At 50.0% G+C, this 23,719-nt stretch carries 21 protein-coding genes, 3 tRNA genes and 2 pseudogenes; 23 read left to right on the forward strand and 3 right to left on the reverse strand.

Going from position 1 to position 23,719, the window contains the following annotated elements; translation table 11 throughout:
- Positions 1–362: 362 nt before the first annotated feature.
- The 5 genes from pyrB (at position 363) to ACTHSX_RS09785 (ending at position 3,901) form a co-directional block, all read left to right on the forward strand.
- A complete protein-coding gene (gene pyrB / locus ACTHSX_RS09765) occupies positions 363–1,283 on the forward strand; it encodes an aspartate carbamoyltransferase (RefSeq protein ID WP_315040006.1) in 921 nt (306 codons plus the stop codon).
- A gap of 10 nt (positions 1,284–1,293) precedes the next feature.
- Positions 1,294–1,752, forward strand: coding sequence for an aspartate carbamoyltransferase regulatory subunit (gene pyrI, locus ACTHSX_RS09770; RefSeq protein ID WP_440377555.1), 459 nt, complete (start codon positions 1,294–1,296; stop codon positions 1,750–1,752).
- A gap of 193 nt (positions 1,753–1,945) precedes the next feature.
- Positions 1,946–2,611, forward strand: coding sequence for a hypothetical protein (locus ACTHSX_RS09775; protein ID WP_440377554.1), 666 nt, complete (start codon positions 1,946–1,948; stop codon positions 2,609–2,611).
- A 274-nt stretch (positions 2,612–2,885) separates the two neighbouring features.
- Positions 2,886–3,749 (forward strand): GNAT family N-acetyltransferase, encoded by an 864-nt coding sequence (locus ACTHSX_RS09780; protein WP_254347155.1) that lies wholly within the window; start codon positions 2,886–2,888, stop codon positions 3,747–3,749.
- 23 nt (positions 3,750–3,772) lie between these two features.
- Positions 3,773–3,901 (forward strand): hypothetical protein, encoded by a 129-nt coding sequence (locus ACTHSX_RS09785; protein ID WP_440377553.1) that lies wholly within the window; start codon positions 3,773–3,775, stop codon positions 3,899–3,901.
- Positions 3,902–3,966: 65 nt separating this feature from the next.
- Here the strand turns inward: ACTHSX_RS09785 and ACTHSX_RS09790 are convergent, their stop codons facing one another.
- Positions 3,967–4,470, reverse strand: coding sequence for a hypothetical protein (locus ACTHSX_RS09790; protein WP_440377552.1), 504 nt, complete (start codon positions 4,468–4,470; stop codon positions 3,967–3,969).
- 213 nt (positions 4,471–4,683) lie between these two features.
- Between ACTHSX_RS09790 and pyk the strand changes: the two genes are divergently transcribed.
- Both pyk and ACTHSX_RS09800 read left to right on the forward strand, forming a co-directional pair.
- Positions 4,684–6,156 carry a pyruvate kinase gene (pyk, locus tag ACTHSX_RS09795; protein ID WP_440377551.1) on the forward strand — a complete coding sequence of 491 codons (1,473 nt, stop codon included), beginning with the start codon at positions 4,684–4,686 and terminating at the stop codon, positions 6,154–6,156.
- A 200-nt stretch (positions 6,157–6,356) separates the two neighbouring features.
- Positions 6,357–7,772, forward strand: a complete 1,416-nt coding sequence (locus tag ACTHSX_RS09800; protein ID WP_440377550.1) for an OmpP1/FadL family transporter — start codon at positions 6,357–6,359, stop codon at positions 7,770–7,772.
- A gap of 312 nt (positions 7,773–8,084) precedes the next feature.
- Here the strand turns inward: ACTHSX_RS09800 and ACTHSX_RS09805 are convergent, their stop codons facing one another.
- Positions 8,085–9,350 carry a LysM peptidoglycan-binding domain-containing protein gene (locus tag ACTHSX_RS09805; protein WP_440377549.1) on the reverse strand — a complete coding sequence of 422 codons (1,266 nt, stop codon included), beginning with the start codon at positions 9,348–9,350 and terminating at the stop codon, positions 8,085–8,087.
- 234 nt (positions 9,351–9,584) lie between these two features.
- Between ACTHSX_RS09805 and def the strand changes: the two genes are divergently transcribed.
- From def to topA, 11 genes and pseudogenes are all read left to right on the forward strand, one after another.
- A complete protein-coding gene (def, locus tag ACTHSX_RS09810) occupies positions 9,585–10,088 on the forward strand; it encodes a peptide deformylase (RefSeq protein WP_003678675.1) in 504 nt (167 codons plus the stop codon).
- Positions 10,089–10,222: 134 nt separating this feature from the next.
- On the forward strand, positions 10,223–11,149 hold the full coding sequence (gene fmt / locus ACTHSX_RS09815; protein ID WP_440377548.1) for a methionyl-tRNA formyltransferase: 927 nt from the start codon (positions 10,223–10,225) through the stop codon (positions 11,147–11,149).
- Positions 11,150–11,182: 33 nt separating this feature from the next.
- Positions 11,183–11,701: an O-acetyl-ADP-ribose deacetylase gene (locus ACTHSX_RS09820; protein ID WP_440377547.1), complete on the forward strand. Its 519-nt coding sequence runs from the start codon at positions 11,183–11,185 to the stop codon at positions 11,699–11,701.
- 46 nt (positions 11,702–11,747) lie between these two features.
- The gene (gene rsmB, locus ACTHSX_RS09825; RefSeq protein ID WP_440377546.1) at positions 11,748–13,007 is read left to right on the forward strand and encodes a 16S rRNA (cytosine(967)-C(5))-methyltransferase RsmB; all 1,260 of its coding nucleotides are present in this window, start codon (positions 11,748–11,750) and stop codon (positions 13,005–13,007) included.
- Positions 12,973–13,566, forward strand: coding sequence for a DUF4390 domain-containing protein (locus ACTHSX_RS09830; RefSeq protein WP_004520180.1), 594 nt, complete (start codon positions 12,973–12,975; stop codon positions 13,564–13,566). The genes rsmB and ACTHSX_RS09830 overlap by 35 nt, the downstream gene beginning before the upstream one ends.
- Before the next feature lie 3 nt (positions 13,567–13,569).
- Positions 13,570–15,696, forward strand: a complete 2,127-nt coding sequence (locus ACTHSX_RS09835) for a sensor histidine kinase (protein ID WP_107849008.1) — start codon at positions 13,570–13,572, stop codon at positions 15,694–15,696.
- Positions 15,683–16,957 carry a sigma-54-dependent transcriptional regulator gene (locus ACTHSX_RS09840; protein WP_440377545.1) on the forward strand — a complete coding sequence of 425 codons (1,275 nt, stop codon included), beginning with the start codon at positions 15,683–15,685 and terminating at the stop codon, positions 16,955–16,957. Before ACTHSX_RS09835 ends, ACTHSX_RS09840 begins: the two co-directional genes overlap by 14 nt.
- Positions 16,958–17,192: 235 nt before the next feature.
- A pseudogene (gene dprA / locus ACTHSX_RS09845) lies at positions 17,193–18,123 on the forward strand (DNA-processing protein DprA); the annotation flags it as partial.
- Positions 18,124–18,227: 104 nt separating this feature from the next.
- Positions 18,228–18,383 (forward strand): annotated as a pseudogene (locus ACTHSX_RS09850) (DNA-processing protein DprA); the annotation flags it as partial.
- Between the two features lie 24 nt (positions 18,384–18,407).
- Positions 18,408–18,863 carry a DUF494 family protein gene (locus ACTHSX_RS09855; RefSeq protein ID WP_150538139.1) on the forward strand — a complete coding sequence of 152 codons (456 nt, stop codon included), beginning with the start codon at positions 18,408–18,410 and terminating at the stop codon, positions 18,861–18,863.
- A 79-nt stretch (positions 18,864–18,942) separates the two neighbouring features.
- Entirely contained in the window at positions 18,943–21,249 is a 2,307-nt protein-coding gene (gene topA / locus ACTHSX_RS09860; RefSeq protein ID WP_440377544.1) for a type I DNA topoisomerase, read from the forward strand.
- A 72-nt stretch (positions 21,250–21,321) separates the two neighbouring features.
- Here the strand turns inward: topA and ACTHSX_RS09865 are convergent, their stop codons facing one another.
- The gene (locus ACTHSX_RS09865; RefSeq protein WP_440377543.1) at positions 21,322–22,014 is read right to left on the reverse strand and encodes a hypothetical protein; all 693 of its coding nucleotides are present in this window, start codon (positions 22,012–22,014) and stop codon (positions 21,322–21,324) included.
- A gap of 265 nt (positions 22,015–22,279) precedes the next feature.
- On the opposite strand from ACTHSX_RS09865, the gene rsmD reads away from it, so the two are divergent.
- The 5 genes from rsmD to ACTHSX_RS09890 all read left to right on the forward strand — a co-directional run bounded on the left by rsmD (position 22,280) and on the right by ACTHSX_RS09890 (position 23,596).
- A complete protein-coding gene (gene rsmD, locus ACTHSX_RS09870; protein ID WP_440377542.1) occupies positions 22,280–22,852 on the forward strand; it encodes a 16S rRNA (guanine(966)-N(2))-methyltransferase RsmD in 573 nt (190 codons plus the stop codon).
- Positions 22,853–22,974: 122 nt separating this feature from the next.
- Positions 22,975–23,226 carry a YfhL family 4Fe-4S dicluster ferredoxin gene (locus tag ACTHSX_RS09875; protein WP_003679513.1) on the forward strand — a complete coding sequence of 84 codons (252 nt, stop codon included), beginning with the start codon at positions 22,975–22,977 and terminating at the stop codon, positions 23,224–23,226.
- Between the two features lie 98 nt (positions 23,227–23,324).
- Positions 23,325–23,408: transfer RNA gene (locus ACTHSX_RS09880), tRNA-Tyr, on the forward strand.
- 31 nt (positions 23,409–23,439) lie between these two features.
- A tRNA-Gly gene (locus tag ACTHSX_RS09885) sits at positions 23,440–23,513 on the forward strand.
- Positions 23,514–23,521: 8 nt separating this feature from the next.
- Positions 23,522–23,596 (forward strand) — tRNA-Thr (locus ACTHSX_RS09890).
- The last annotated feature ends 123 nt before the right edge of the window (positions 23,597–23,719 follow it).

Genomic DNA, 23,719 nt, shown 5'->3' on the forward strand with positions numbered 1-23,719 from the left:
GATGGTTAACTGCCGTATACGCCGCCCCGAGGCCGAACCGTTTGCCGGTTCGGGTTGACGGGCGGCTTTGTATGGGGCCGGCAATGAGAGCTTGGACAAAGAGGAGCCATTGGGTAATAGCGTAAGCCGAATCCCTGTATCTGGGTTTCAGCTGTTGAGTATGGGACTAGTTTGTAAATGCCTTAGGCCGTCTGAAAACTTGATAGAAGCAGTCGTCTGTTAAATATGCGATAATGCGGGAGATTTCATGGGTGTGGTAGAAACATGGTTGAGACTGTCCGGTGGGAATCATGCCGGACAACGATGGAATCGGTTTGCTTGAAACGCCCGCTTTGCGGGTTTTTTTATGGGAAGGAATGGTCATGCCTAATCCGCTTTATCGGCAACATATTATTTCAATTTCAGATTTGACGACAGAACAGCTTGAATTGCTGCTTCAGACGGCCTTGAAGTTGAAAAAGCAGCCTCGTGAAGATTTGCTTGAAGGCAAGTTGATTGGTTCGTGCTTTTTTGAACCGTCCACCCGTACACGTTTGTCTTTTGAAACGGCGGTACAGCGTTTGGGTGGGAAAGTTATCGGTTTTTCCGATGGCGCGAATACCAGTGCGAAAAAGGGTGAAACGCTTGCGGATACTGCGAGGATTATTTCCAGCTATACGGATGCGATTATTCAGCGACACCCGAAAGACGGTGCGGCCCGTGTGGCGGCCGAGTTTTCGAGCGTGCCCGTGATTAATGCCGGCGATGGTACCAACCAACATCCGAGTCAGACGCTTTTGGACTTGGTAACGATTTATGAAACGCAGGGCAGTTTGAGCAATTTGAAGATTGCGATGGCCGGCGATTTGAAATATGGCCGTACGGTACATTCATTATGTCAGGCATTGAAGCGTTGGGGTTGTGAATTTGCATTTGTATCCCCTCCCAGCTTGGCGATGCCGGACTATATCACTGAAGAGCTGGAAGAGGCCGGTTGCCCTTATCAAATTTTGTCCGGCTTGGAGGAAGCGGTCGAATGGGCGGATATTTTGTACATGACCCGCGTTCAGCGCGAACGTTTTGATGAGCAGGAATTTGCCAAAATCCAGGGTAAATTCAATCTTGATGCGTCAATGTTGGCAAATGCCAAACCTAATTTGCGCGTCTTGCATCCTTTACCGAGGGTAGATGAAATTCATCCGAATGTGGATAAAACACCTCATGCTTATTATTTTGAACAGGCAACCAACGGTGTGTATGCACGGATGGCGATTTTGTCTTTGGTATTGAACGAAGAAGTTTAAGGAGCGAAAGATGGAAAACTCAAAACTCAGCGTGGAAGCGATCGAACAAGGTACGGTCATTGACCATATTCCTGCCGGTAAGGGCTTGGCCATTTTAAGGCAGTTCAAACTGCTGCATTATGGCAATGCAGTAACGGTCGGCTTCAATTTGCCCAGCAAAACGCAGGGCAGCAAAGACATTATTAAAATCAGCGGCGTATGGTTGGATGCCAATGCGGCAAACCGTTTGGCTTTGTTTGCCCCTGAAGCAGTGGTCAACAAAATCGATCGGTTTAAGGTCGTTGAGAAACAGCATTTATCATTGCCGGATGAAATTTCGGAGGTATTCCGCTGTCCGAATACCAATTGCGCCAGTCATGGCGAGCCGGTCATCAGCCGTTTTTATGTCCGCTCACATCATGGTCAGACACGTTTGAAATGTCATTATTGCGAAAAAATCTTCTCGCGTGATTCGGTTGCCGAAGCCTGATAAAAATCTCAGGCCGTCTGAAGACACGGCTGCGAAGTTTGAGTTGTTTGCTTGATACATTAGATGATAAAAAGCAAGATATTAAGCCAAGTTGCGTTAAAATTACGTTAAAATGATGCCTTCCGGGTTGATGACATTATTCGCCCGAAAGGCATTATTTTTTAATAACATGATACGAAATGTAGGAAAACTCATGCACTCATCCATACAAAGCCGGTTTGCCCCAATTTTATACGTCTTGATTTTCTTTGCCGGATTTTTAGCCGCACAAGTTTGGTTTAATCAGCAAGCCTATTTGGCCAATCTTCCCCTTTTGGTTACAGCCATTTCTGCCGTTGCATTGGTTTGGTTGATTTGGGCCGTCGTCTCTGCGCGATCCAAAGCTAAAAGCAAGATGTTGCACCGCGAGCAGCTGATTCAAAAAGAGAGCATTCATCCGGTTTTGCATGCGACGTTGCAGCGTTCTGACGGTCAAACGGATTTATTGGTTTTGGTTGTCCGCAATAGCGGTAAGGGCTTGGCGAAGAATGTGCGCTTTGAGGCAGAGCCTTTGCCGGATCACTTGCCGAGCAAGTTGGTTGCCGATGCAGTGATGCAGTTGGAGATGTTTTCCAGCGGCGTGGATATGCTGGCATCGGGCGAATTGTATGGCGGCGTGTTTGCAAGTATGTTGGCGCTGGCTGCCGAATTGCCGGACCAAACATTCGGCGGAGTATTGAAACTGAAGGCCACTTATGAAAATGCCTTTGGCGATCAATGCACTTCTGAAAGCATTTTGGATTTGAGCATACTGAATTTCAATTTGTCAGAAATTAAATCCAGTGGCGAGCAAAAGCCCCGCAAGAAATTGTTGTATTGATATTTAAAATATGCAGGCCGTCTGAAACCGAAATACTTGTTTTCAGACGGCCTGTTGTTATTTTTCAAATGATTTTTGAAGAAAAAGAGGCGTATCGGGTATAATAATCAGAGAATTCGAAACGGATTGTCAGGATCGGCAAGCTGTCTCATCATTGTCGTATTTCAAAACCTTACTGATATTTTTCAATAATCTGTTGCTATGTATCGGAACTTTTTCTGATGTTGGCACTGGCGAAATATTCCTTCAGCCATTTACTCTCAGGAAGCTGCTTATGTTAGTGTGTAATCCTTATGAAGTTGTGATCCATGGTACGACCAGCAAAGGCAAGATTTTCCGACCAAGCGACTGGGCGGAGCGCCTGTGCGGTATTTTGTCCTCCTTTACTAAAGACAACCGCCTTTCCTATTCTAATTGGGTGCGCCCGATTTTGGTGGATAATGTCCGTTGTGTGGCGGTCGATAAAAAGTTGGAAGAAGACAATCCGCAAATGTTCCGTTTCTTGATGGACTTTGCGGCGGATAATGATTTGCGCGTGATTGACTGCAAAGCCTTGCTCAAAGAGCAAGAGAGCAAACAGCAGGGCGAAGTGCCGGTCGAGCGCGTTTTGTTGGCGCAGGCGATTGAAGAAAAACATGCTGCCGAGCGTGCGGAAGCGGTCAATGCGCAGTCTGAGCCTCAAGCTGCCGCACCTGTGGTCGGCGTATTGCGTGAAATTCCGCCGGAAGAAACTGCAACCGCTTTTGCGGCATTGAGCATTTTGCGTTCTTCTTTGACCGATATTCACCGTTTTGTCGAACAAATCAACGAGCATCAGCGCAAAACCGGCTACCGCCTGTTGGGTATTTTTGAAGAAGGTAAACAAAATGCCGTAGCCGTATGCGGTTTCCATGCTGCACATAACTTGGCCAGTGGTTACCATATCCATATTGATGATCTCGTAACCATGCCGCAATGCCGCCAAAAAGGCTATGCTTCTCGCTTGTTGGAAGAAGTACGCAAAATTGGTGCGGAAACCGGGGCAACCAAAATCCATTTGAATGTCCATGTGAACCATGACCGTGCAGATGCCCATCGTCTCTACTTCAAAAACGGATTTGAAATCTGCGCTTACCATTTCCGTTGCGATCCGAAATAATTTTTGTAGAAAGAGAGAAATCTATGTTGAAGATTTTGACTGCGGCTGTTTTGACACTGAGCTTGGCGGACTGCGCATCAGGCAGCGGACAAGGCAGCTCGCAAATGTATGGTGAGATTAAGGCCGGTGTAGAAACCAGCCATCAACGTTGAGATATACAATGACAAGGCCGTCTGAAATAGGTTTTCCTGTTTCAGACGGCCTTTTTGTAGCTTGATTAGAGGGGCGTGGAGGTGTCGTCAGTGGCAACAGTCCGATGCAGGCGATACCAATTGTACAGGCGCAAGATGCACAAGAAAGCGATAATGGGCATGCAGGCCGCGGTAACCAGATAACGCGGGTTGCTGAAGTTTAAAACGTTGTGACCGGAAAGCAGCGACAAAGCGGCATGCAACCATTCCCACAAAGACGAAATGCTGAATGCCAAAACAGCCAACAGGCCGAGGGTTCGGAAAATGCCGATGGGCAGGATTTGTTGGCGCAATACGGTGCGGTTGAGTTGGAACAAAACAATCAAACCGAAGCCGATGATGCAAACCATGCCGCCGTTGGCGACGATTTGCAGGCTGTTGAAGGCAATGTCGGGCGTAACGGAAATGGTACCGGACTGGTTGGCGGCGGTTTGTTGCAAATTTAAGCCTTGCATGACATTAAGTACGAAACCGTAGATCAGGTCGGCCAAAACGATGCCGATGGGTAGTGGAGTCAAAAAACGTTTCATGGATCAGTTGAGTATTCTATTAGTATGAGGGAGGCCGTCTGAAAATCAAAAATGACGACGTGAGAGTGTATTGTATCTGATAGAAAAGTAGGTTAATGCAAAAATAAATTTAGTTTAAGTCAGAAAATAATGTAATTTTACGCCAACGTTATTGTATTAAGCGTACAATCTTCTTCATTATCAAACGTGGAATCAACAGGAAAGGACGTTTACATGAGCGAATTGCAACGTGATTTAACCCGTATCAGTCACAATACCAAAATTGTCGCCACATTGGGTCCGGGCAGCAACAATGTGCAATTGTTGGAAGACATGATCCGTGTCGGCGGTCTTAATGTCGTCCGTTTCAATTTCAGTCACGGTACTCCGGAGTTCCATGAAGAAAATGCACGCATCGTGCGTGAAGCTGCGAAACGCGCAGGTCAGGAAGTGGCTATCCTTGCCGACTTGCAAGGCCCGAAAATCCGTGTCGGCAAAATTGCCGGCGGCAGCATCGAGCTGAATAAAGATGAAACCTTAATTTTGGATGCCGCGCTTGAAGGCGAAGGCACACGCGAAGCGGTGGGTTTGGACTACCGCGATTTGCCGAATGACGTCGTTGCCGGCGATGTTTTGTGGCTGGATGACGGCCTGTTGACCTTGACCGTTGAGGCGGTTGAAGGAAGTAAGATTATTACAAGAGTTGAAAACAGTCATGTGCTGAAAAGTAATAAAGGCATCAACAAACGCGGTGGCGGCCTGTCTGCCGGCGCGTTGACCGAAAAAGACTTCCGCGACCTGAAAACGGCGATTGCCATCGGTTGCGACTACTTGGCCATCAGCTTTGTGAAATCTGCCGAAGATTTGCACATCGCACGCGCCAAAGTCGAAGAAGAAATGAAAGGCAGTACAGCCGTACGCCCCGGTTTGGTTTCCAAAATTGAGCGCGTAGAAGCCATTGAAAATCTGGACGAAATCATCCTCGCCAGCGACGGTATTATGGTTGCCCGCGGCGACTTGGCAGTGGAAGTCGGCCATGCCGCTGTTCCTGCCCTGCAAAAACGCATGATCCGCCGCGCCCGCGAGTTGCGCCGCTTCAGCATTACCGCGACCCAAATGATGGAATCCATGATTACCAACCCCGTACCGACCCGCGCCGAAGTGAGCGACGTGGCAAACGCGGTGTTAGACGGCACCGATGCGGTGATGTGTTCCGCCGAAACCGCCGTCGGCGCATACCCGTTTGAAACCGTCAGCCAAATGGCGATTATCTGCGCGGCAGCCGAAAAAGAGCAGGACTCGCTCAACGGCGTTGCCGAACAAGTTGAGTATCCCGAAGCCGTCAGCACCAACTTGGCGATTGCCGGCGGCGCAGTCGGCGTAGCGCGTGCGGTTCACGCCAGAGCGATTGTCGCCCTGACCGAAAGCGGCTCAACCGCCTTTGAAATCAGCCGCCACAACATCACCTTGCCGATTTTCGCCCTGACTCCGAGCATTTCCGCCCAACGCCGCATGGCAATGTATCGCGGCGTGCGTCCGATGATTTTGGCGACCAGTACCGACCACGATACTGCGCTGAACGAAGTGGAAGCTGTGTTGGTCGAACACCAAATTCTGTGTTCCGGCGACCAATACATCATTACAAGCGGCTCGAAAATGCGCGAATCCGGTTCGACCAACACATTGGAAGTGTTGCAAGTCAAATAATTGAATCAATGTTTTACTAAGTGGAAAAAGCAGGCTGCCCTCAGCCTGCTTTTTTTATATTTTGGGTATTTTTTATGTAAAAAACCGAAAATAATAGGCAAGAATAACGATGTAGTATAGAATTGAGTGCCTATACTAAATCAATAAAGGACGTTTCAGACGGCCTTTTTCTTTGTCCGCTACTTTCACGGTAAACCAAAATGATTCATTTCAATTTGAAAAAAACAGCATTTATTTTAAGCACAGCACTTTTATCTACTGCCGTCCAAGCTTCTGGTTACCACTTCGGCACACAATCCGTTAACGCACAAGGCACAGCCAACGCCGCCGCCGCCGAAGCCGCCGATGCCTCAACCATTTTCTACAATCCGGCCGGTTTGAGCAAAATCGACAGCAGCCAAATTTCCGTCAATGCCAATATCGTTTTCCCAAGCATTCATTATGAAGCGGAATCTGCGAAACACTTCCGCACAGGTGCCGATGTCAGCGGCTCGACCAGCGGCAAAATTACCGAAACCACTATTGCTCCGCACGTCTATGGCGCGTACAAAGCCAGCGACGATGTGACTTTGGGTTTGGGCGTGTACGTTCCTTTCGGTTCCGCAACAGAATACGAAAAAGATTCCGTATTGCGCCACAACATCAACAAACTGGGTTTGACCACCATCGCCATCGAGCCGGTAGTCGCGTGGAAATTGAATGAGCAACACGCCGTCGGTGCCGGTTTGATTGCCCAATATTCCAAAGCCGAATTGCGCAAATACTCCGACTGGGATGCTTCCGGCGCCATCAGCCAATTGGCCAGCGGTTTGGCTTCCCGTCAAGCAGGTCGTCCTGTTGCTGTCGATGCGACCGGCAAAGCTGACGGTCATGCCGATGTAAAAGGCCACGATTGGGGCTTCGGCTATCAACTGGCGTGGATGTGGGACATCAACGAGCGCGCACGCGTGGGTGTGAACTATCGTTCCAAAGTATCGCATACGCTGAAAGGCACTGCCGATTGGGAAGCGGACGGCGCATATGCAAAACGTGCTTGGGATTTGGGTGCAATGGCTGCACGCGGTTATGTGCCGAACGAAAAAGCCAGCGTCAAAATCGTCACGCCTGAGTCTTTGTCTGTTCATGGTATGTACCGCGCCACCGACAAAACCAATTTGTTCGGCGATGTGACTTGGACGCGCCACAGCCGCTTCAACAAAGCCGAGCTGGTGTTTGAAAACACCAAAAAAGTTGTCAACGGCCAATCTGACCGTACCGTCATCACGCCTAACTGGCGCAACACTTATAAAGTCGCATTCGGCGGCTCTTACCAAGTTACCGAACCATTGCAACTGCGTGCCGGTATCGCTTTCGACAAATCACCGGTTAAAAGCGCCGAAGACCGCATGAACAGCCTGCCTGACGGCAACCGTATCTGGTTCTCCGTCGGTGCCAAATATCAACTGGGTAAAAACCATGTTATCGATGCGGCGTACAGCCATATCCACATCAATGACACGGTTTACCGCACCGGCAAAGCCAGCGGCAACGACGTAGACAGCCGCGGTACCTCCTCTGCCCGCTTCAAAAACAAAGCGGACATCTTGGGCTTGCAATACACTTACAAATTCAAATAATCGGATTTGAATTATGGATAGAAAGGCCGTCTGAAATCTTCAGACGGCCTTTTTGATTGGTAGGAACAGATGGAACAATCCACAGGCAATAAATGGCGTATTGGGCTTTTCATATTTCTGATTGGAATGGTAGAACGGAAAGACGATAGAAAAGGGAATAGCCGATTATCGGCTTGAGAAATAAGATGTTGTTTGCGCTTTAAACAACGTGTTACAGATTTCTTTATTCTGATGGGCAGCAATCAAAAGGCCGTCTGAAAAACAGGTTTTCAGACGGCCTTTATTTGCCGGATGGCTGCTAAAAAAGTCCAATCAGCTGTGGACTTCCAGTTCGATTTCTCTTTCTTGTTCGTCTTCAGCCGGTTTGTCCATGGTTTTTTCATCGGCCATATTGTCCAAATCGCGGCCGGGTTCGGAAGCGGTATCGCCGATGGAAACGCTGTTCAGGCTTTCCAAAATAATGGCGGATGCCAGATGGTCGGATGTGCGGTACACCATTGCCAAACCGATTTCTTCCGCCGGAATGGAAACCAATTCAACCGTATCTTTATCTTTCGGCTTGCGAATCAGGTTATTGGACAGATTGACACGGACTTGGCGGCCGCGTTTGTAGAGGCTGACCACAGTGCCTTTATCCAAGCCGTCGAGTTCGCCTTTATCTAAAGTAATGGTTTGGAACTGGCCGGCTTCACCCACGCCGTCGAAAATGGAAACGACTTTAGCCTGAATCGGACGGGCAGGGGCGTGAGGCATAACATTGAAGCTGTCGAGGCCTTCGGGCAGTTTCAGCAGATAGTCGTCTTTGCGGATTTCGGAAACGGCTTCTTCGATAACCAAAGGTTGCGCGGATTGGGTGCGCAGCTTCATGGCTTTGTTGACTTGGGTGTAATACTCGTTGCTTTTGAGTTTTTCGTCAGAAGCGCGGGTACGGTGTTCCAAGGCGGAGTCGGTGTAAGGAAGCGTGTTGGCGATGCCGCTGAACACGACTTCTTGGCCGAGGAATTTGCCGGTTTCCGGGTCGGTGATGTTTTTATTGACGCGGTAGGTCAGGTAGCGGCCGGGTTCGGTCAGGCCGTATGCGTACACGCGGTTACCTTGGGTGTAGAGGACGCGGTTGTCGGGACCTGCAATCAGGCGCGGCGCATTGGCGGTTTCTTCCGGAGCGATAATCTGCGGATGTTTCATGAACATGCGGTAGAGATTGACATTGACGGTTGGGATGCCGTAGCCGGAAGTTTCACGTACGCGCGGATGCAGTTTGATCACGGGAATGCCGTCTGAACGGGTTTGGGCATGTTCAAAACCCAGTCGCGGCTGGCCGTTGACGTAGCGTAAAACCAACACCTGACCCGGATAGATCAGGTGCGGATTGCGGACGGTGTTGCGGTTCGCGCCCCAAAGGCGGTTCCATTGCCATGGGCTGTACAGATATTTGCCGGAAATACCCCACAAGGTATCGCCGTTTTTAACGACGTAGCGTTGCGGCGCATTGGGGCGGATTTTTAAAGAAGCTGCCTGAGTGTGGGCAGAAATAGCCATGCCTGCCATGCAAAGCAGGGTTATAATACGTTGTTGCATAACCGTTCCCCTTGAAATCGATTCGGTTTGTCTTCAGATGATAAACAGAGAAGGCTGGAGTTTGCGAAACTGCCGCCCATTCATCAATACGATAACGAACGGCCTCCGTCGCGCTATCTTAACATTTTTCGGCGTTATTTTAGCATTGAATGTTGCTGTCATGACAGGAGATTGTGGCGGCGGAAACCGAATCTGTATGAAAATCACACATCAGCTTTATAAAACGAGAATATTATGGCTTTACTGAACATCCTCCAATACCCCGACGAGCGTTTGCACACGGTCGCTAAACCTGTTGAAAAAATCGATGAGCGCATCCAAACATTGGTTGCCGATATGTTTGAAACCATGTACGAAGCACGCGGTATCGGCTTGGCGGCCACTCAGGTCGACGTACACGAGCGCATCGTCGTGATGGATTTGACCGAAGACCGCAGTGAGCCGCGCGTGTTCATCAATCCCGTCATTGTCGAAAAAGACGGCGAGACGACTTACGAAGAAGGCTGTCTGTCCGTACCGGGCATTTACGATACCGTAACCCGTGCCGAGCGCGTCAAAGTTGAAGCCTTGAACGAAAAAGGCGAGAAATTCACGCTGGAAGCAGACGGCCTGCTGGCAATCTGCGTGCAGCACGAATTGGACCACCTGATGGGTATCGTGTTTGTCGAACACCTGTCGCAGCTGAAACAAGGCCGCATTAAAACCAAACTGAAAAAACGTCAGAAACACACCATCTGACCTACGCATCGCTTAAAGGCCGTCTGAAAAGACAAAACAGAAGGCAGACTTCGGTTTTCAATCTTTCAGACGGCCTTTTCAGCTGAAACAGTTTGCCCAACGCGCCATTCAAACCATTTCCACAAGGACACAACATGAAAGTCATCTTTGCCGGTACGCCCGATTTTGCCGCCGCCGCCTTGAAAGCCATCGCCGCCGCAGGTTTTGAAATTCCGCTGGTGTTGACCCAGCCCGACCGCCCCAAAGGCCGCGGTATGCAGTTGACCGCATCGCCGGTCAAACAGGCTGCCTTGGAATTGGGTTTGACCGTGGCGCAGCCGGAAAAGTTGCGCAATAACGCCGAAGCCCTGCAAATGCTCAAAGATACAGGCGCGGATGTGATGGTGGTGGCTGCGTATGGCTTGATTTTGCCGCAGGATGTGTTGGATACGCCCAAACACGGCTGCCTCAATATCCACGCTTCGCTGTTGCCCCGTTGGCGCGGCGCGGCACCGATTCAACGTGCGATTGAAGCCGGCGATGCCGAAACCGGCGTGTGCATCATGCAGATGGACATCGGCTTGGACACCGGCGATGTGGTCAGTGAACACCGCTATGCCATCCAACCTACGGATACCGCCAACGAAGTGTATGACGCGCTGATGGGTTTGGGTGCGGAAGCGATTGTTGCCGACTTACAGCGTCTGCAGGTGGAAGGCCGTCTGAACGCGGTTAAGCAGCCTGAAGAAGGTGTTACCTACGCCCAGAAATTGAGCAAAGAAGAAGCGCGTATCGATTGGAATGAAAGTGCTGCTGTGATTGAGCGCAAAATCCGTGCTTTCAACCCCGTGCCTGTCGCGTGGGTCGAGTATCAAGGCAAACCGATGAAAATCTGGCGTGCCGAAGTGGTGGCCAAACAGGGTAAGGCAGGCGAAGTATTGTCTTGCACTTCAGACGGCCTGCTGGTGGCGTGCGGTGAAAATGCGCTGAACATCACCGAATTGCAGCCTTCCGGCAGCAAACGCATGAGCATACAGGCATTTGCGGCAGGCCGGACGATTGAAGTCGGAACGGTTTTGTAACAGGCTGGAAATCAACGTAGAGGAAAGAAGGTAATGGCTGTTTTTGAAGTGGTCGAGGGCGATATTACCCGATTGGCAGTAGATGCGATTGTCAATGCCGCCAATTCATCGCTGTTGGGCGGTGGCGGCGTAGACGGTGCAATACACCGCGCCGCGGGCAAAGAGCTGCTGGACGAGTGCCGCACTTTGGGTGGTTGCCGCACAGGCGAAGCCAAAATAACCAAAGGCTATCGTTTGCCTGCGCGTTTTGTCATCCACACGGTCGGGCCGGTATGGTTTGGCGGACAGCAAAATGAAGAGGCTAAATTGGCACAATCCTACGCCAATTCCTTGCTGCTTGCCCAGAAACACGATCTCCACAGCATCGCCTTTCCGTGCATCAGCACCGGTGTGTACCGCTTCCCGGCCGAAGCCGCCGCGCGTATCGCTTTGGAGAGTTTGAAACAAACCCTGCCGCAATGTCCGGCAGTAGAAAAAGTCATCTTTTGCTGTTTTTCCAAAGCAGATGCCGAATATTATCGGGCATTGCTGGCAGCTGAACAGGCCGTCTGAAATCCTCCGAACACTTGAAATCAGATATGAATCAGAAAGCAAAAATATGAGTATGTCCCTCGCCCAAAAATTGGCCGCCGACAGCGTTGCCGCGGTTGCCGAAGGGCGCAATCTTCAGGATGTCTTGGCGGAAATCCGCGCGGCGCATCCGCAGCTGACGGCGCAGGAAAACGGCGCGTTGCAGGATATTGCCTACGGTTGCCAACGTTATTTGGGCAGTTTGAAGCACATGCTTGGTCAAATGCTGAAAAAGCCGATTGACAATCCGCAGCTCGAAAGCCTGCTTTTGGCGGCGATGTACCAACTGCATTACACGCGCAATGCGCCTCATGCCGTGGTCAATGAAGCGGTGGAAAGCATTGCCAAAATCGGCCGCGGCCAGTTTCGCTCGTTTGCCAATGCGATTTTGCGCCGCTTTTTGCGTGAACGCGACAAGCTCGCGGCTTCCTGCAAAAAAGACGATGTGGCGAAACACAATTTGCCGCTGTGGTGGGTAGCTTACTTGAGAAACCATTATCCGAAACATTGGCACAACATTACTACCGCGCTGCAATCGCATCCGCCGATGACTTTGCGCGTCAACCGCCGACACGGTAATGCCGAAAGCTATTTGGAAAAACTGGCTGCGGAAGGTATTCCGGCCAGGGCTTTGGACGAATACGCCGTGATGTTGGAAGAAGCCGTGCCGGTCAGCCGTCTGCCCGGTTTTTCAGACGGCCTGGTGTCGGTGCAGGATTTTGGTGCGCAACGTGCTGCCTATTTGTTGAATCCGAAAGATGGCGAACGCATCCTCGATGCCTGCGCGGCGCCGGGCGGCAAGACGGGCCATATCTTGGAACTGGCAGATTGTCATGTTACCGCTTTGGATATAGACGAAGGCCGTCTGAACAGGGTGAAGAGCAATCTTGACCGTTTAGGCTTTCAAACGGCCTCTTTGACTTGTGCCGATGCGCAGGACTTGACAGCGTGGTATGATGGCAAGGCCTTTGACGCTGTCTTGGCCGATGTGCCGTGTACCGCTTCGGGTGTGGCGCGCCGCAATCCTGATGTCAAATGGCTGCGCCGGCCGACCGATGCCGTCAAAACCGCACGCCAACAGGAAGCATTATTAGACGCACTGTGGCAGACCCTGACGAAAAACGGCAGGATGTTGCTGGCTACCTGCTCGGTCTTTGTCGAAGAAAACGACGGTCAGTTGCAAAAATTCCTTAACCGCCATGCCGATGCCGAGTTGATCGAATCGCATGTGCTCTTACCGAACAAACATCAAGATGGCTTTTATTACGCGCTTATTAAAAAGCAGTAAAACGCTGATTGTACCGCTCTTGCTCGCCGTATCGCTGAACGCGGCGGGCGAGGGCATCAGTGCGACCCGTGCCGAGGCAAAGCTGACCCATGCCGGACAGCTTTCCGTCAGCAGCCGTTTCCGCACCGACCTGCCCGACCAGCTTAAAGAAGCACTCAAACAGGGCGTCCCCCTGCATTTCAATTTGAGTTGGCAGCTGTCAGCGCCGTCTATGTCGTCTTATAAATTCAAGTTCGACCAGCTGCTCAATAACGACAGCACGATTCAATACAAATTATCCTTCCATCCGCTGACCAACCGCTATCGCGTTACCGTCGGTACGTTTTCTACCGAGTACGACACGCTTGAGACTGCCTTGCGCGCAGTGGGCGCGGTCGCGAATTGGAAGGTTTTGTCCAAGGGCGCGCTGAGTGATGTGGCCGCCAAAGACACGAAGGCTGAAATCCGCCTGCTGCTGACAACCGCCAAGCTGCCGAAACCGTTCCAAATCAATGCCCTGACGTCTAAAAACTGGCATTTGGATTCTGGTTGGAAGTCCTTGTCGGTCGTGCAGGAGTAAACCATGCGCCGCTTTCTTCTGATTGCCGCCGTATTCGCCGTTGTTTTGTTGTACGGTCTGACTGTTGCAACGGGCAGCAGCAACGTGTTGTCCGATTATTTTTGGTGGATTGTTGCTTTGTGCGGCTTGCTGTTACTGGTGTTGGCAGCAGTGTTGGTGCGCTATGTCGTGCTTTTGATGCGCGACAACAGCAAAAGTGTATTCGGTTCGCAGATTGCGCGTCGGTTGTCGGGGATGTTTACCTTGGTTGCTGTATTGCCGGGTGTGTTTTTGTTCGGCATTTCCGCCCAGTTTATTAACGGTACGATTAATTCTTGGTTTGGCAACGATACCCATGAGGCTCTGGAGCGCAGCTTAAACTTGAGCAAATCCGCGCTGAACTTGGCGGTGGACAACGCTGTCAGCAACGCCACACCGGTGCAGATCGACTTAATCAGTGCCGCTTCACTGGACGGCAATTTAGGGCAGACGCTGGCAAAATCGGCGCTTACTGCCGACTTTGCCCAGCTGGCGCTTTATAACGCGACCACCCATAAAGCTGAGAAAAGCATCAATCCCCTGAAACTAAATCAACCCGAACTCACCAAAGAAGGATGGGAGCAGTTGGAGCAGACCGGCTCGGTGCGCAGCTTGGAAAACATTGGCGGCGTGCTGTATGCTCAAGGCTGGATGCTGATCGGTACGCATAAAAATCAGGATTATGCGTTGTTTTTCCGACAGCCGATTCCGAAAGATGTTGCCCAAGACGCGACGTTGATTGAAGCGGCCCGCGCCAAATACGCCGAGCTGAGTTATACCAAAAAGGGCCTGCAAACCTTTTTCCTGTCCACGCTGTTGGTTGCGACATTGTTGGCCATCTTTTTGGCGTTGGTGATGGCTTTGTATTTTGCCCGCCGTTTTGTGGCACCGGTATTGTCGTTGGCAGAGGGTGCGCGGGCGGTGGCTCAGGGTGACTTCAGCCAGACCCGGCCGGTGTTTCGCAATGATGAGTTCGGCCGGTTGACCCAATTGTTCAACCACATGACCGAGCAATTGGCGATTGCCAAAGAGGCAGACGAGCGCAACCGTTTGCGCGAAGAAGCCGCCCGCCATTATTTGGAATGCGTGTTGGAAAGTTTGACCACAGGCGTGATTACTTTGGATGCTGATGGCCGTCTGAAAACCTTTAACAAGGCCGCCGAACGGATTTTGGGTGTTTCGCTGGTGTCTTTGTGGGGCAGCAACTGGCATCAATGGCATGGAAAATCGCCGCAGCAAACCCTGTTGGCCGATGTGTTTGCCGCCATTAATGAAACCGCCGACAGCGACAAACCCGTCCAAGTCGAATATGCCGCGCCCGATGATGCCCGAATCTTATTGGGTAAGGCCACCATCCTGCCGGAAGACAACGATAACGGCGTGGTGATGGTGATTGATGACATTACCGTCTTGATGCGGGCACAAAAAGAGGCCGCATGGGGCGAAGTGGCGAAACGATTGGCGCACGAAATCCGCAATCCGCTTACGCCTATTCAGCTTTCCGCCGAGAGATTGGCATGGAAATTGCATGATAAACTTGACGAACAAGACGCCCAAATCCTCAGCCGTTCAACCGATACCATCGTCAAACAGGTGGCCGCGCTGAAAGAAATGGTCGAAGCATTCCGCAATTATGCGCGTGCGCCGTCGCTGAATTTAGAAAAACAAGATTTAAACGGTTTGGTGTCGGAAGTATTGGTATTATATGAGGCCGGAGCGTGCAAGTTTAATGCACGGCTCAGCGCCGACGCACTGCCGATTGTTGCCGATACGACGGCGATGCGCCAAGTGTTGCATAACCTATTTAAGAATGCCGCAGAAGCGGCAGAGTCGGACGAAGCGCCGCAAGTAAACGTCGAAACAGGGCGCGAAGGCGGACAGGTTTTCCTGACCGTCTGCAACAACGGTAAAAGTTTCAGCAAAGAAATGCTGCACAATGCTTTTGAGCCGTACGTTACCGACAAACCGACAGGAACGGGGCTGGGTTTGCCTGTTGTGAAAAAAATTATCGAGGAGCATGGCGGCCGTATCAGCCTGAGCAATCAGAACAGCGGCGGCGCGTGCGTCAAAATAGCTTTACCGGAAATGGCAGAAACTTATGCGAAGCAGTGATATTTTGATTGTAGATGATGAAGTAGGCATCCGCGACCTGCTCTCCGAAATCCTTCAAGACGAAGGCTATACCGTCACTTTGGCCGAAAATGCCGAAGAAGCGCGCCAATTGCGTTATCAAACGCGTCCAGCCATGGTGTTGCTGGACATTTGGATGCCCGATTGCGACGGCATCACTTTGTTGAAAGAGTGGGCGAAAAACGGCCAACTCAATATGCCTGTGGTGATGATGAGCGGCCATGCCAGTATCGATACCGCGGTTGAAGCCACCAAAATCGGCGCGCTCGATTTTCTGGAAAAACCGATTGCCCTGCAAAAACTCTTGTCCGCAGTAGAACGCGCCTTAAAACATGGTGAAGTTCAGACGGCCTCCGGTATGACTTTGGACAAACTGGGCAACAGCCCCGTCATTCAAGAAATGAACAGCAGCATTGAAGCGGCTGCCAAACACAACCGCCCGCTGTTGTTGGCCGGTGAGGCAGGCTCGCCGTTTGAGATTGTCGCCCGCTATCTGCACAAAAGCGGTACGCCTTGGGTGGCAACCGACCGTGTCGAACACATTGTCGACACGCCGATGGAGCTGTTGCAAAAGGCATCAGGCGGTATTTTGTATGTCGGCGATATTGCCCGGTACAGCAAAAACATCCAAAACGGTATTGCTTTCTTGCTGGAAAAAGCCGACCGCTACAATGTCCGTGTGATTGCTTCATGCGGTTTTAAACGCGGTGAGAGCGCCGATGACGTCGTTACCGGCAGACTGGCAGAGCTGTTGAAAGAGCGCATCAATGTTCCTTCTTTGCGCAGCCAGCCGGACGACATCGTCTTTTTAATCAACCGCATCATGACCGATTTGGCCGAAAGTCAAAAAATCCAACCGGTAAAATTCAGCGACAGCGCGTTGGTGGTTTTGCGCCAATACGATTGGCCGGGCAATTACGACCAGCTTGCCGAAACGGTGAAAAACATCATGTTGGAATCTGACGGCAAAGAAGTGGACGAGCAGGCCGTTGCCGTGGCTTTGGGTCAGAAGGAAAACGCAACGGCGACAGAAATCATCGGCGGCTTCAATTTCAATATGCCTTTGCGCGAATTGAGGGAAGAAGTTGAGCGCCGCTACTTTGAGTACCACATCGCCCAAGAAGGCCAAAATATGAGCCGCGTGGCGCAAAAGGTCGGTTTGGAGCGTACACACCTTTACCGCAAACTCAAACAACTCGGTATCAGCGTATCGCGCCGCAGCGCCGACAAATCCGAAGAATAAGCGCAATATCGGTTTAAACACAAAAGAGGCCGTCTGAAAGCCATCAGGTTTTTCAGACGGCATCGTCATTTGACGGTGTGTTTAGACAAGCAATACTTTATAAAAAATAATGATATGGCTAGGCATGGTTATTTTGCCTTTTAAGCCAACAAAAGCTTTATATTAATAAAATATTCAGACGGCCTTTATTTACTTCAGGATGTCTGAACAACCATTACAAAAAGGGAACAGATTGATGACGGAAAACGAGCGTTTTTCTTGGTTGCAACTGGCATTTACGCCCTATATCGGCGCAGAAAGTTTTTTAGTGCTGTTGCAGCAATTCGGTAGCGCACAAGCAGCCTTGAATGCGCCGGCAGACAAAATTGCTGTGTTGGTGCGCCATAAACAGGCAGCCGAGTCGTGGCGTAATGCGGACAAACGGGCTTTGGCACAGCGGTCTGCTGAAGCCGCTTTACAATGGGAAATGCAGGACGGTTGCCGTCTGTTGCTGCTGCAAGATGATGATTTCCCCGAAATGCTGACACAAGGCATTACCGCGCCGCCGGTCTTGTTTTTACGCGGCAATGCAGAGTTGCTGCACACACCTTCTGCCGCGATTGTCGGCAGCCGCCATGCCACGCCGCAGGCAATGCGGATTGCCAAAGATTTTGGCAGGGCGTTGAGCGAAAAAGGCATTCCCGTCGTATCGGGTATGGCTTCGGGTATCGATACCGCCGCCCATCAGGGCGCATTGCAGGCAGATGGTGGTACCATTGCCGTCTGGGGAACCGGTATAGACCGCATTTATCCGCCATCCAATAAAAACCTTGCTTATGAAATTGCCGAAAGAGGATTGATTGTCAGCGAGTTCCCTTTGGACACGCGTCCGTTCGCAGGCAATTTTCCGCGCCGCAACCGTCTGATTGCCGCGTTATCGCAACTGACATTGGTGGTCGAGGCGGCATTGGAATCCGGCTCATTGATTACTGCCAAATTAGCGGCGGAGATGGGGCGCGAAGTGATGGCGGTACCCGGTTCGATAGACAATCCGCACAGCAAAGGCTGTCACAAGCTGATTAAAGACGGGGCAAAACTGGTGGAATGTTTGGACGATATTCTCCATGAGTGTCCGCAGCTATTGCAAAATACGCCTGTTCCATCATATTCTATAAATAAGACGGTCAAACCGAAAAACGATCAAACCAAACATCTGCAACCAAAAACAATAGCGGATGAACCGCAAAGGCCGTCTGAAAACCTACCTGCCGCCCCATCAACTAGCGTTTTATTGGAAGCAATGGGTTACGACCCGATACATCCCGATATTTTGGCGCAACAAACCAATACGGCAGCGGCAGACGTGTACGCACAGCTTTTGGAATACGAACTTGACGGTATCGTCGCCGCCTTGCCGGGCGGCCGTTATCAGCGTGTCAAAGCATAAATTATCTATATTTAAGGAACCAGCATGACCGAAGTCATTGCCTATTTAATCGAACACTTCCAAGATTTCGACAATTGTCCGCCTCCGGAGGATTTGGGTCGCCTCTTGGAAGATGCGGGTTTTGATGCTACGGAAATCGGCAATACATTGATGATGATGGAAGTCTTGTTCAATACGTCCGAATTCTATGCCGAGCCGTTTAACAGCGACTCCCTGCGCGTATTCTGCCGTGAAGAAGCTGAAAACCTGCCGCAGGAAGTCATGGGTTTGATGCAGTATCTGGTTACCGAACGCGCAATTACTTATGAGCAACGCGAAATCGTCATTCACGCCCTGATGCACATTCCATCAGACGAAATCACCCTCGATACCGCCAAAGTGTTGGTATTGCTGGTGTTGTGGATGCACAAGAGCGAGTTGCCCGTCCTGATAGGCGACGACTTGATGAGTGCGTTGACCGGACAAAACGTGATGCACTAAACCTTTTTTCAGACGGCCTGAACAAAATGATAAAAGGCCGTCTGAAACATAAACCCAATACATCCAAAAGAGAACAACAATGGCGAAAAACCTATTAATCGTCGAATCCCCGTCCAAAGCCAAAACCCTGAAAAAATATCTGGGCGGTAATTTTGAAATCTTGGCGTCTTACGGCCACGTCCGCGACTTGGTACCCAAAAGCGGAGCAGTCGATCCCAACAATGGCTTTGCCATGAAATACCAACTGATCAGCCGCAACAGCAAACATGTCGATGCCATCGTTGCCGGTGCCAAAGAAGCCGAAAACATCTACCTCGCAACCGACCCGGATAGGGAAGGCGAAGCCATTTCTTGGCATCTTTTGGAAATTCTAAAATCCAAACGCGGCCTGAAAAACATCAAGCCACAGCGTGTCGTGTTCCACGAAATCACCAAAAACGCCGTGCTCGATGCCGTTGCCCATCCGCGCGAAATCGAAATGGACTTGGTCGATGCGCAACAAGCCCGTCGCGCTTTGGACTATCTGGTCGGTTTTAACCTCTCACCATTGTTGTGGAAAAAAATCCGCCGCGGTTTGAGCGCAGGCCGTGTGCAAAGTCCCGCCTTGCGTCTGATTTGCGAACGCGAAAACGAAATCCGCGCGTTTGAAGCGCAGGAATATTGGACGGTGCATCTCGACAGCCATAAAGGTCGCAGTAAGTTTACCGCCAAACTGGCCCAATACAACGGCGCGAAACTCGAACAGTTCGACCTGCCGAACGAAGCCGCGCAAGCCGACGTATTGAAAGAACTCGAAGGCAAAGAGGCCGTCGTTACCGCCATCGAAAAGAAAAAGCGCAGCCGCAATCCCGCCGCGCCGTTCACCACTTCTACCATGCAGCAGGATGCTGTGCGCAAACTCGGCTTCACCACCGACCGCACCATGCGTACCGCCCAACAGCTTTATGAAGGTATAGACGTAGGGCAGGGTGCCATCGGTCTGATTACCTATATGCGTACCGACAGCGTGAATTTGGCCGATGAAGCGTTAACCGAAATCCGCCATTACATCGAAAACAAAATCGGCAAAGAATATCTGCCAAGTTCGGCCAAGCAGTACAAAACCAAATCCAAAAACGCCCAAGAAGCCCACGAAGCGATCCGTCCGACTTCCGTGTACCGTACGCCTGAAAGCGTCAAACCCTTCCTGAGCGCAGACCAGTTCAAACTGTATCAAATGATTTGGCAGCGCACCGTTGCCTGTCAGATGACGCCCGCCAAATTTGACCAAACCACCGTCGATATTACCGTCGGCAAAGGCGTGTTCCGCGTAACCGGACAAGTGCAAACTTTCGCAGGCTTCTTGAGCGTTTATGAAGAAAGCAGCGACGACGAAGAGAGTGAAGACAGCAAAAAACTGCCTGAAATGAGCGAAGGCGACAAATTGCCTGTGGACAAACTTTACGGCGAACAACACTTTACCACTCCGCCTCCACGCTACAACGAAGCCACGCTGGTTAAAGCCCTCGAAGAATACGGTATCGGCCGCCCTTCCACCTACGCCAGTATTATTTCCACGCTCAAAGACCGTGAATACGTTACCCTTGAGCAAAAACGCTTTATGCCCACCGACACAGGCGACATCGTCAATAAATTCTTGACCGAACACTTCGCCCAATATGTCGATTACCACTTTACCGCCAAACTTGAAGACCAGCTTGATGAAATTGCCAACGGCAAACGCCAATGGATTCCTGTTATGGATAAATTTTGGAAGCCGTTTATCAAGCAAGTGGAAGAAAAAGAGGGCATCGAACGCGCCAAATTTACTACGCAGGAACTTGACGAAACCTGTCCGAAATGCGGCGAACACAAACTGCAAATCAAATTCGGCAAAATGGGTCGTTTCGTCGCGTGTGCCGGTTATCCCGAGTGCAGCTACACGCGCAACGTTAACGAAACCGCCGAAGAAGCCGCCGAGCGCATCGCCAAAGCTGAAGCAGAGCAAGCCGAACTCGACGGACGCGAATGCCCTAAATGCGGCGGTCGCCTAGTGTACAAATACAGCCGCACCGGCAGCAAATTCATCGGCTGCGCCAACTATCCGAAATGCAAACACGTCGAGCCGCTGGAAAAACCGAAAGATACCGGTGTCCAATGCCCGCAATGTAAAAAAGGCAACCTCGTCGAGCGCAAATCCCGCTACGGCAAACTGTTTTACAGTTGCAGCACTTATCCGGATTGCAACTACGCCACATGGAATCCGCCCATTGCAGAAACTTGTCCGAAATGTGCATGGCCGGTTTTAACCATCAAAACCACCAAACGCTGGGGCGTCGAAAAAGTCTGCCCGCAAAAAGAATGCGGTTGGAAAGAACAGATCGAACCGCCTGCACCGAAAGAGTGAGATTAGGTTGGTTTGAAAGAGAAAAGGTCGTCTGAAAAATTTTCAGACGACCTTTACTTTTCTGTGATTGGTTTATTTGAATCCGCGTGTCGTTTTAAAGTCCGATAAAATCCGGTTCATTTCAGGCGCGAACAAGGCGATGTAATCGTAAGATAGACCGCGACTGGCACTGGGATGGGGAAAGCAGACGACTTCGCAATCTTCAAACGATTGGAATTTGACATTGAAACGTGTACCGTTAAATTCTTTTTGCACCGTCTCCAGCGGTTTGGTCTGCTTACCGACCAACTGCTCGAAGCGTGGCAGTACATTTTGGTTGTTCAGAAAATCCGCCAACCTGCTGCCCATGAAGAGGATGACTTTCGGACGCAGTTTTTCGATGTGGTAGAGAAAATTATCGATGTGCTCGGGTTGTGTGAACTTGTCGGGATTATCGATAGTGTTGCCCTGTGTAGCAGCCCAGTTGGTTTGAACCAGGGATTTTTCAAATGCACCGCCCAATCCATTTTCGTCTAAGGGGTGTCCCCACATTTCAAACCAAATTTTTATCGTATTGTCGTAACGCCACTTTTTTGCCTGCTCACCAAAATAGAGGGATTTGTTGGCAAATGTATGGTCGATTTTATTTTTAGGGAGTTTGTATTCACCTGCTAGATAAGCAGCTTCATCGGCTTTACTCCAGCCCCATTCATAGCCACAAATCATTAAGCCATGTTTGTCGTTGTAACCTTGGAAGATGCTGTTACTGAGATTCAGATCTGACATGGTAATAACCTTATATAAATATTTCTCAGAGGAATACTCATTATAAATAAGTAAATGTAATTTATCTAGTTTAAGTTTAAAACGCACTTCAACCGGTGAAGCGCAGTTCAATATTTCATGCTATCAAATTCGAAACAACAAGGCTATCTGAAAAATGATTTTCAGACGGCCTTGTTGTATCTAAAAGAATAGAGTGAATACGGCTTGATGGCAGTTTCACTATATAATTGAGGCCGTCTGAAAACTCGGCATCTTTTTAAAAATCATGGCAAACAACAAACATTCCAAACATACCAATCAAGTACGCATTATTGGCGGGCAATGCAGGGGACGAAAGTTAACATTTTTATCTGCAGACGGCCTGCGTCCGACGCCTGACAGCGTGCGTGAAAAACTGTTTAATTGGCTGGGTCAGGATTTAACCGGTAAAACAGTATTGGATTTATTCAGCGGCAGTGGTGCTTTGGGAATGGAGGCTGCTTCTCGTAATGCGGCAAAAGTGGTAATGGTCGATAACCACCGCCAAACTGTTCAAACGCTTCAGAAAAATATCCGTGAATTAGGTTTGAAACAGGTGGAAATCGTGTGTTCAGACGGCATGGCTTATCTGGCAAGGCCGTCTGAAAAATTTGATGTTGTGTTCCTTGATCCGCCGTTTGCATGGGAAGATTGGCAAAATCTGTTTATCCGATTGCAAAGCCACTTGAAAAATGGGGCAATGGTCTATATTGAAGCAGGGAAGCTGCCTGAAAAACCGGATTGGCTGGAAATTTATCGGGAAGGAAAGGCGGGAATGAGTAGTTTTGAATTGTTGCTCTATTTGCAAGTTGCTGAATAGTATGGAATTTGAGAATCATTCCCAAGGTGTAAAACATTCTTTCAAACGGATTGTTCCGACGTCATTTGTGCTATAATCCGCGCCCAATCGGTTTTGATAATTTAAGAAAAAAGGAAATAGAAATGTCGCTCTTTATTACAGATGAGTGCATTAACTGCGATGTGTGCGAACCGGAATGCCCTAATGATGCCATTTCGCAAGGTGAAGAAATTTACGAAATCAATCCAAATTTGTGTACACAATGTGTAGGCCATTACGATGAGCCTCAGTGCCAACAGGTATGCCCTGTCGACTGTATCTTGATTGATGAAGAACATCCTGAAACGCATGAAGAACTGATGGCTAAGTACGAAAAAATCATTCAGTTTAAATAAATAGTGTTTAAAAGCAAAAGCTTGGATGTTTTTAAAGAAATAAATGAAAAAAAATCTTGACGGAAATCTGAGTTGCCAATAAACTAGCGTTCTCTTTTGGAGGGATTCCCGAGCGGTCAAAGGGGGCAGACTGTAAATCTGTTGCGTGAGCTTCGAAGGTTCGAATCCTTCTCCCTCCACCAAAAATTCTTACTTGGAGCAAAAAGTGAGTATGCGGGTGTAGCTCAATGGTAGAGCAGAAGCCTTCCAAGCTTACGGTGAGGGTTCGATTCCCTTCACCCGCTCCAAACAATTCGCCCATGTAGCTCAGGGGTAGAGCACTCCCTTGGTAAGGGAGAGGTCGGCAGTTCAAATCTGCCCATGGGCACCATCTCATTTTACCCTTTCTTTCAAAAGCTTAGATTATAGGATATTGCCATGGCTAAGGAAAAATTTGAACGTAGCAAACCGCACGTAAACGTTGGCACCATCGGTCACGTTGACCATGGTAAAA

Origin of the sequence: Neisseria sp. P0014.S002, from assembly GCF_051958295.1 — a bacterium.
Classification (GTDB): Bacteria; Pseudomonadota; Gammaproteobacteria; order Burkholderiales; family Neisseriaceae; genus Neisseria; species Neisseria flavescens_B.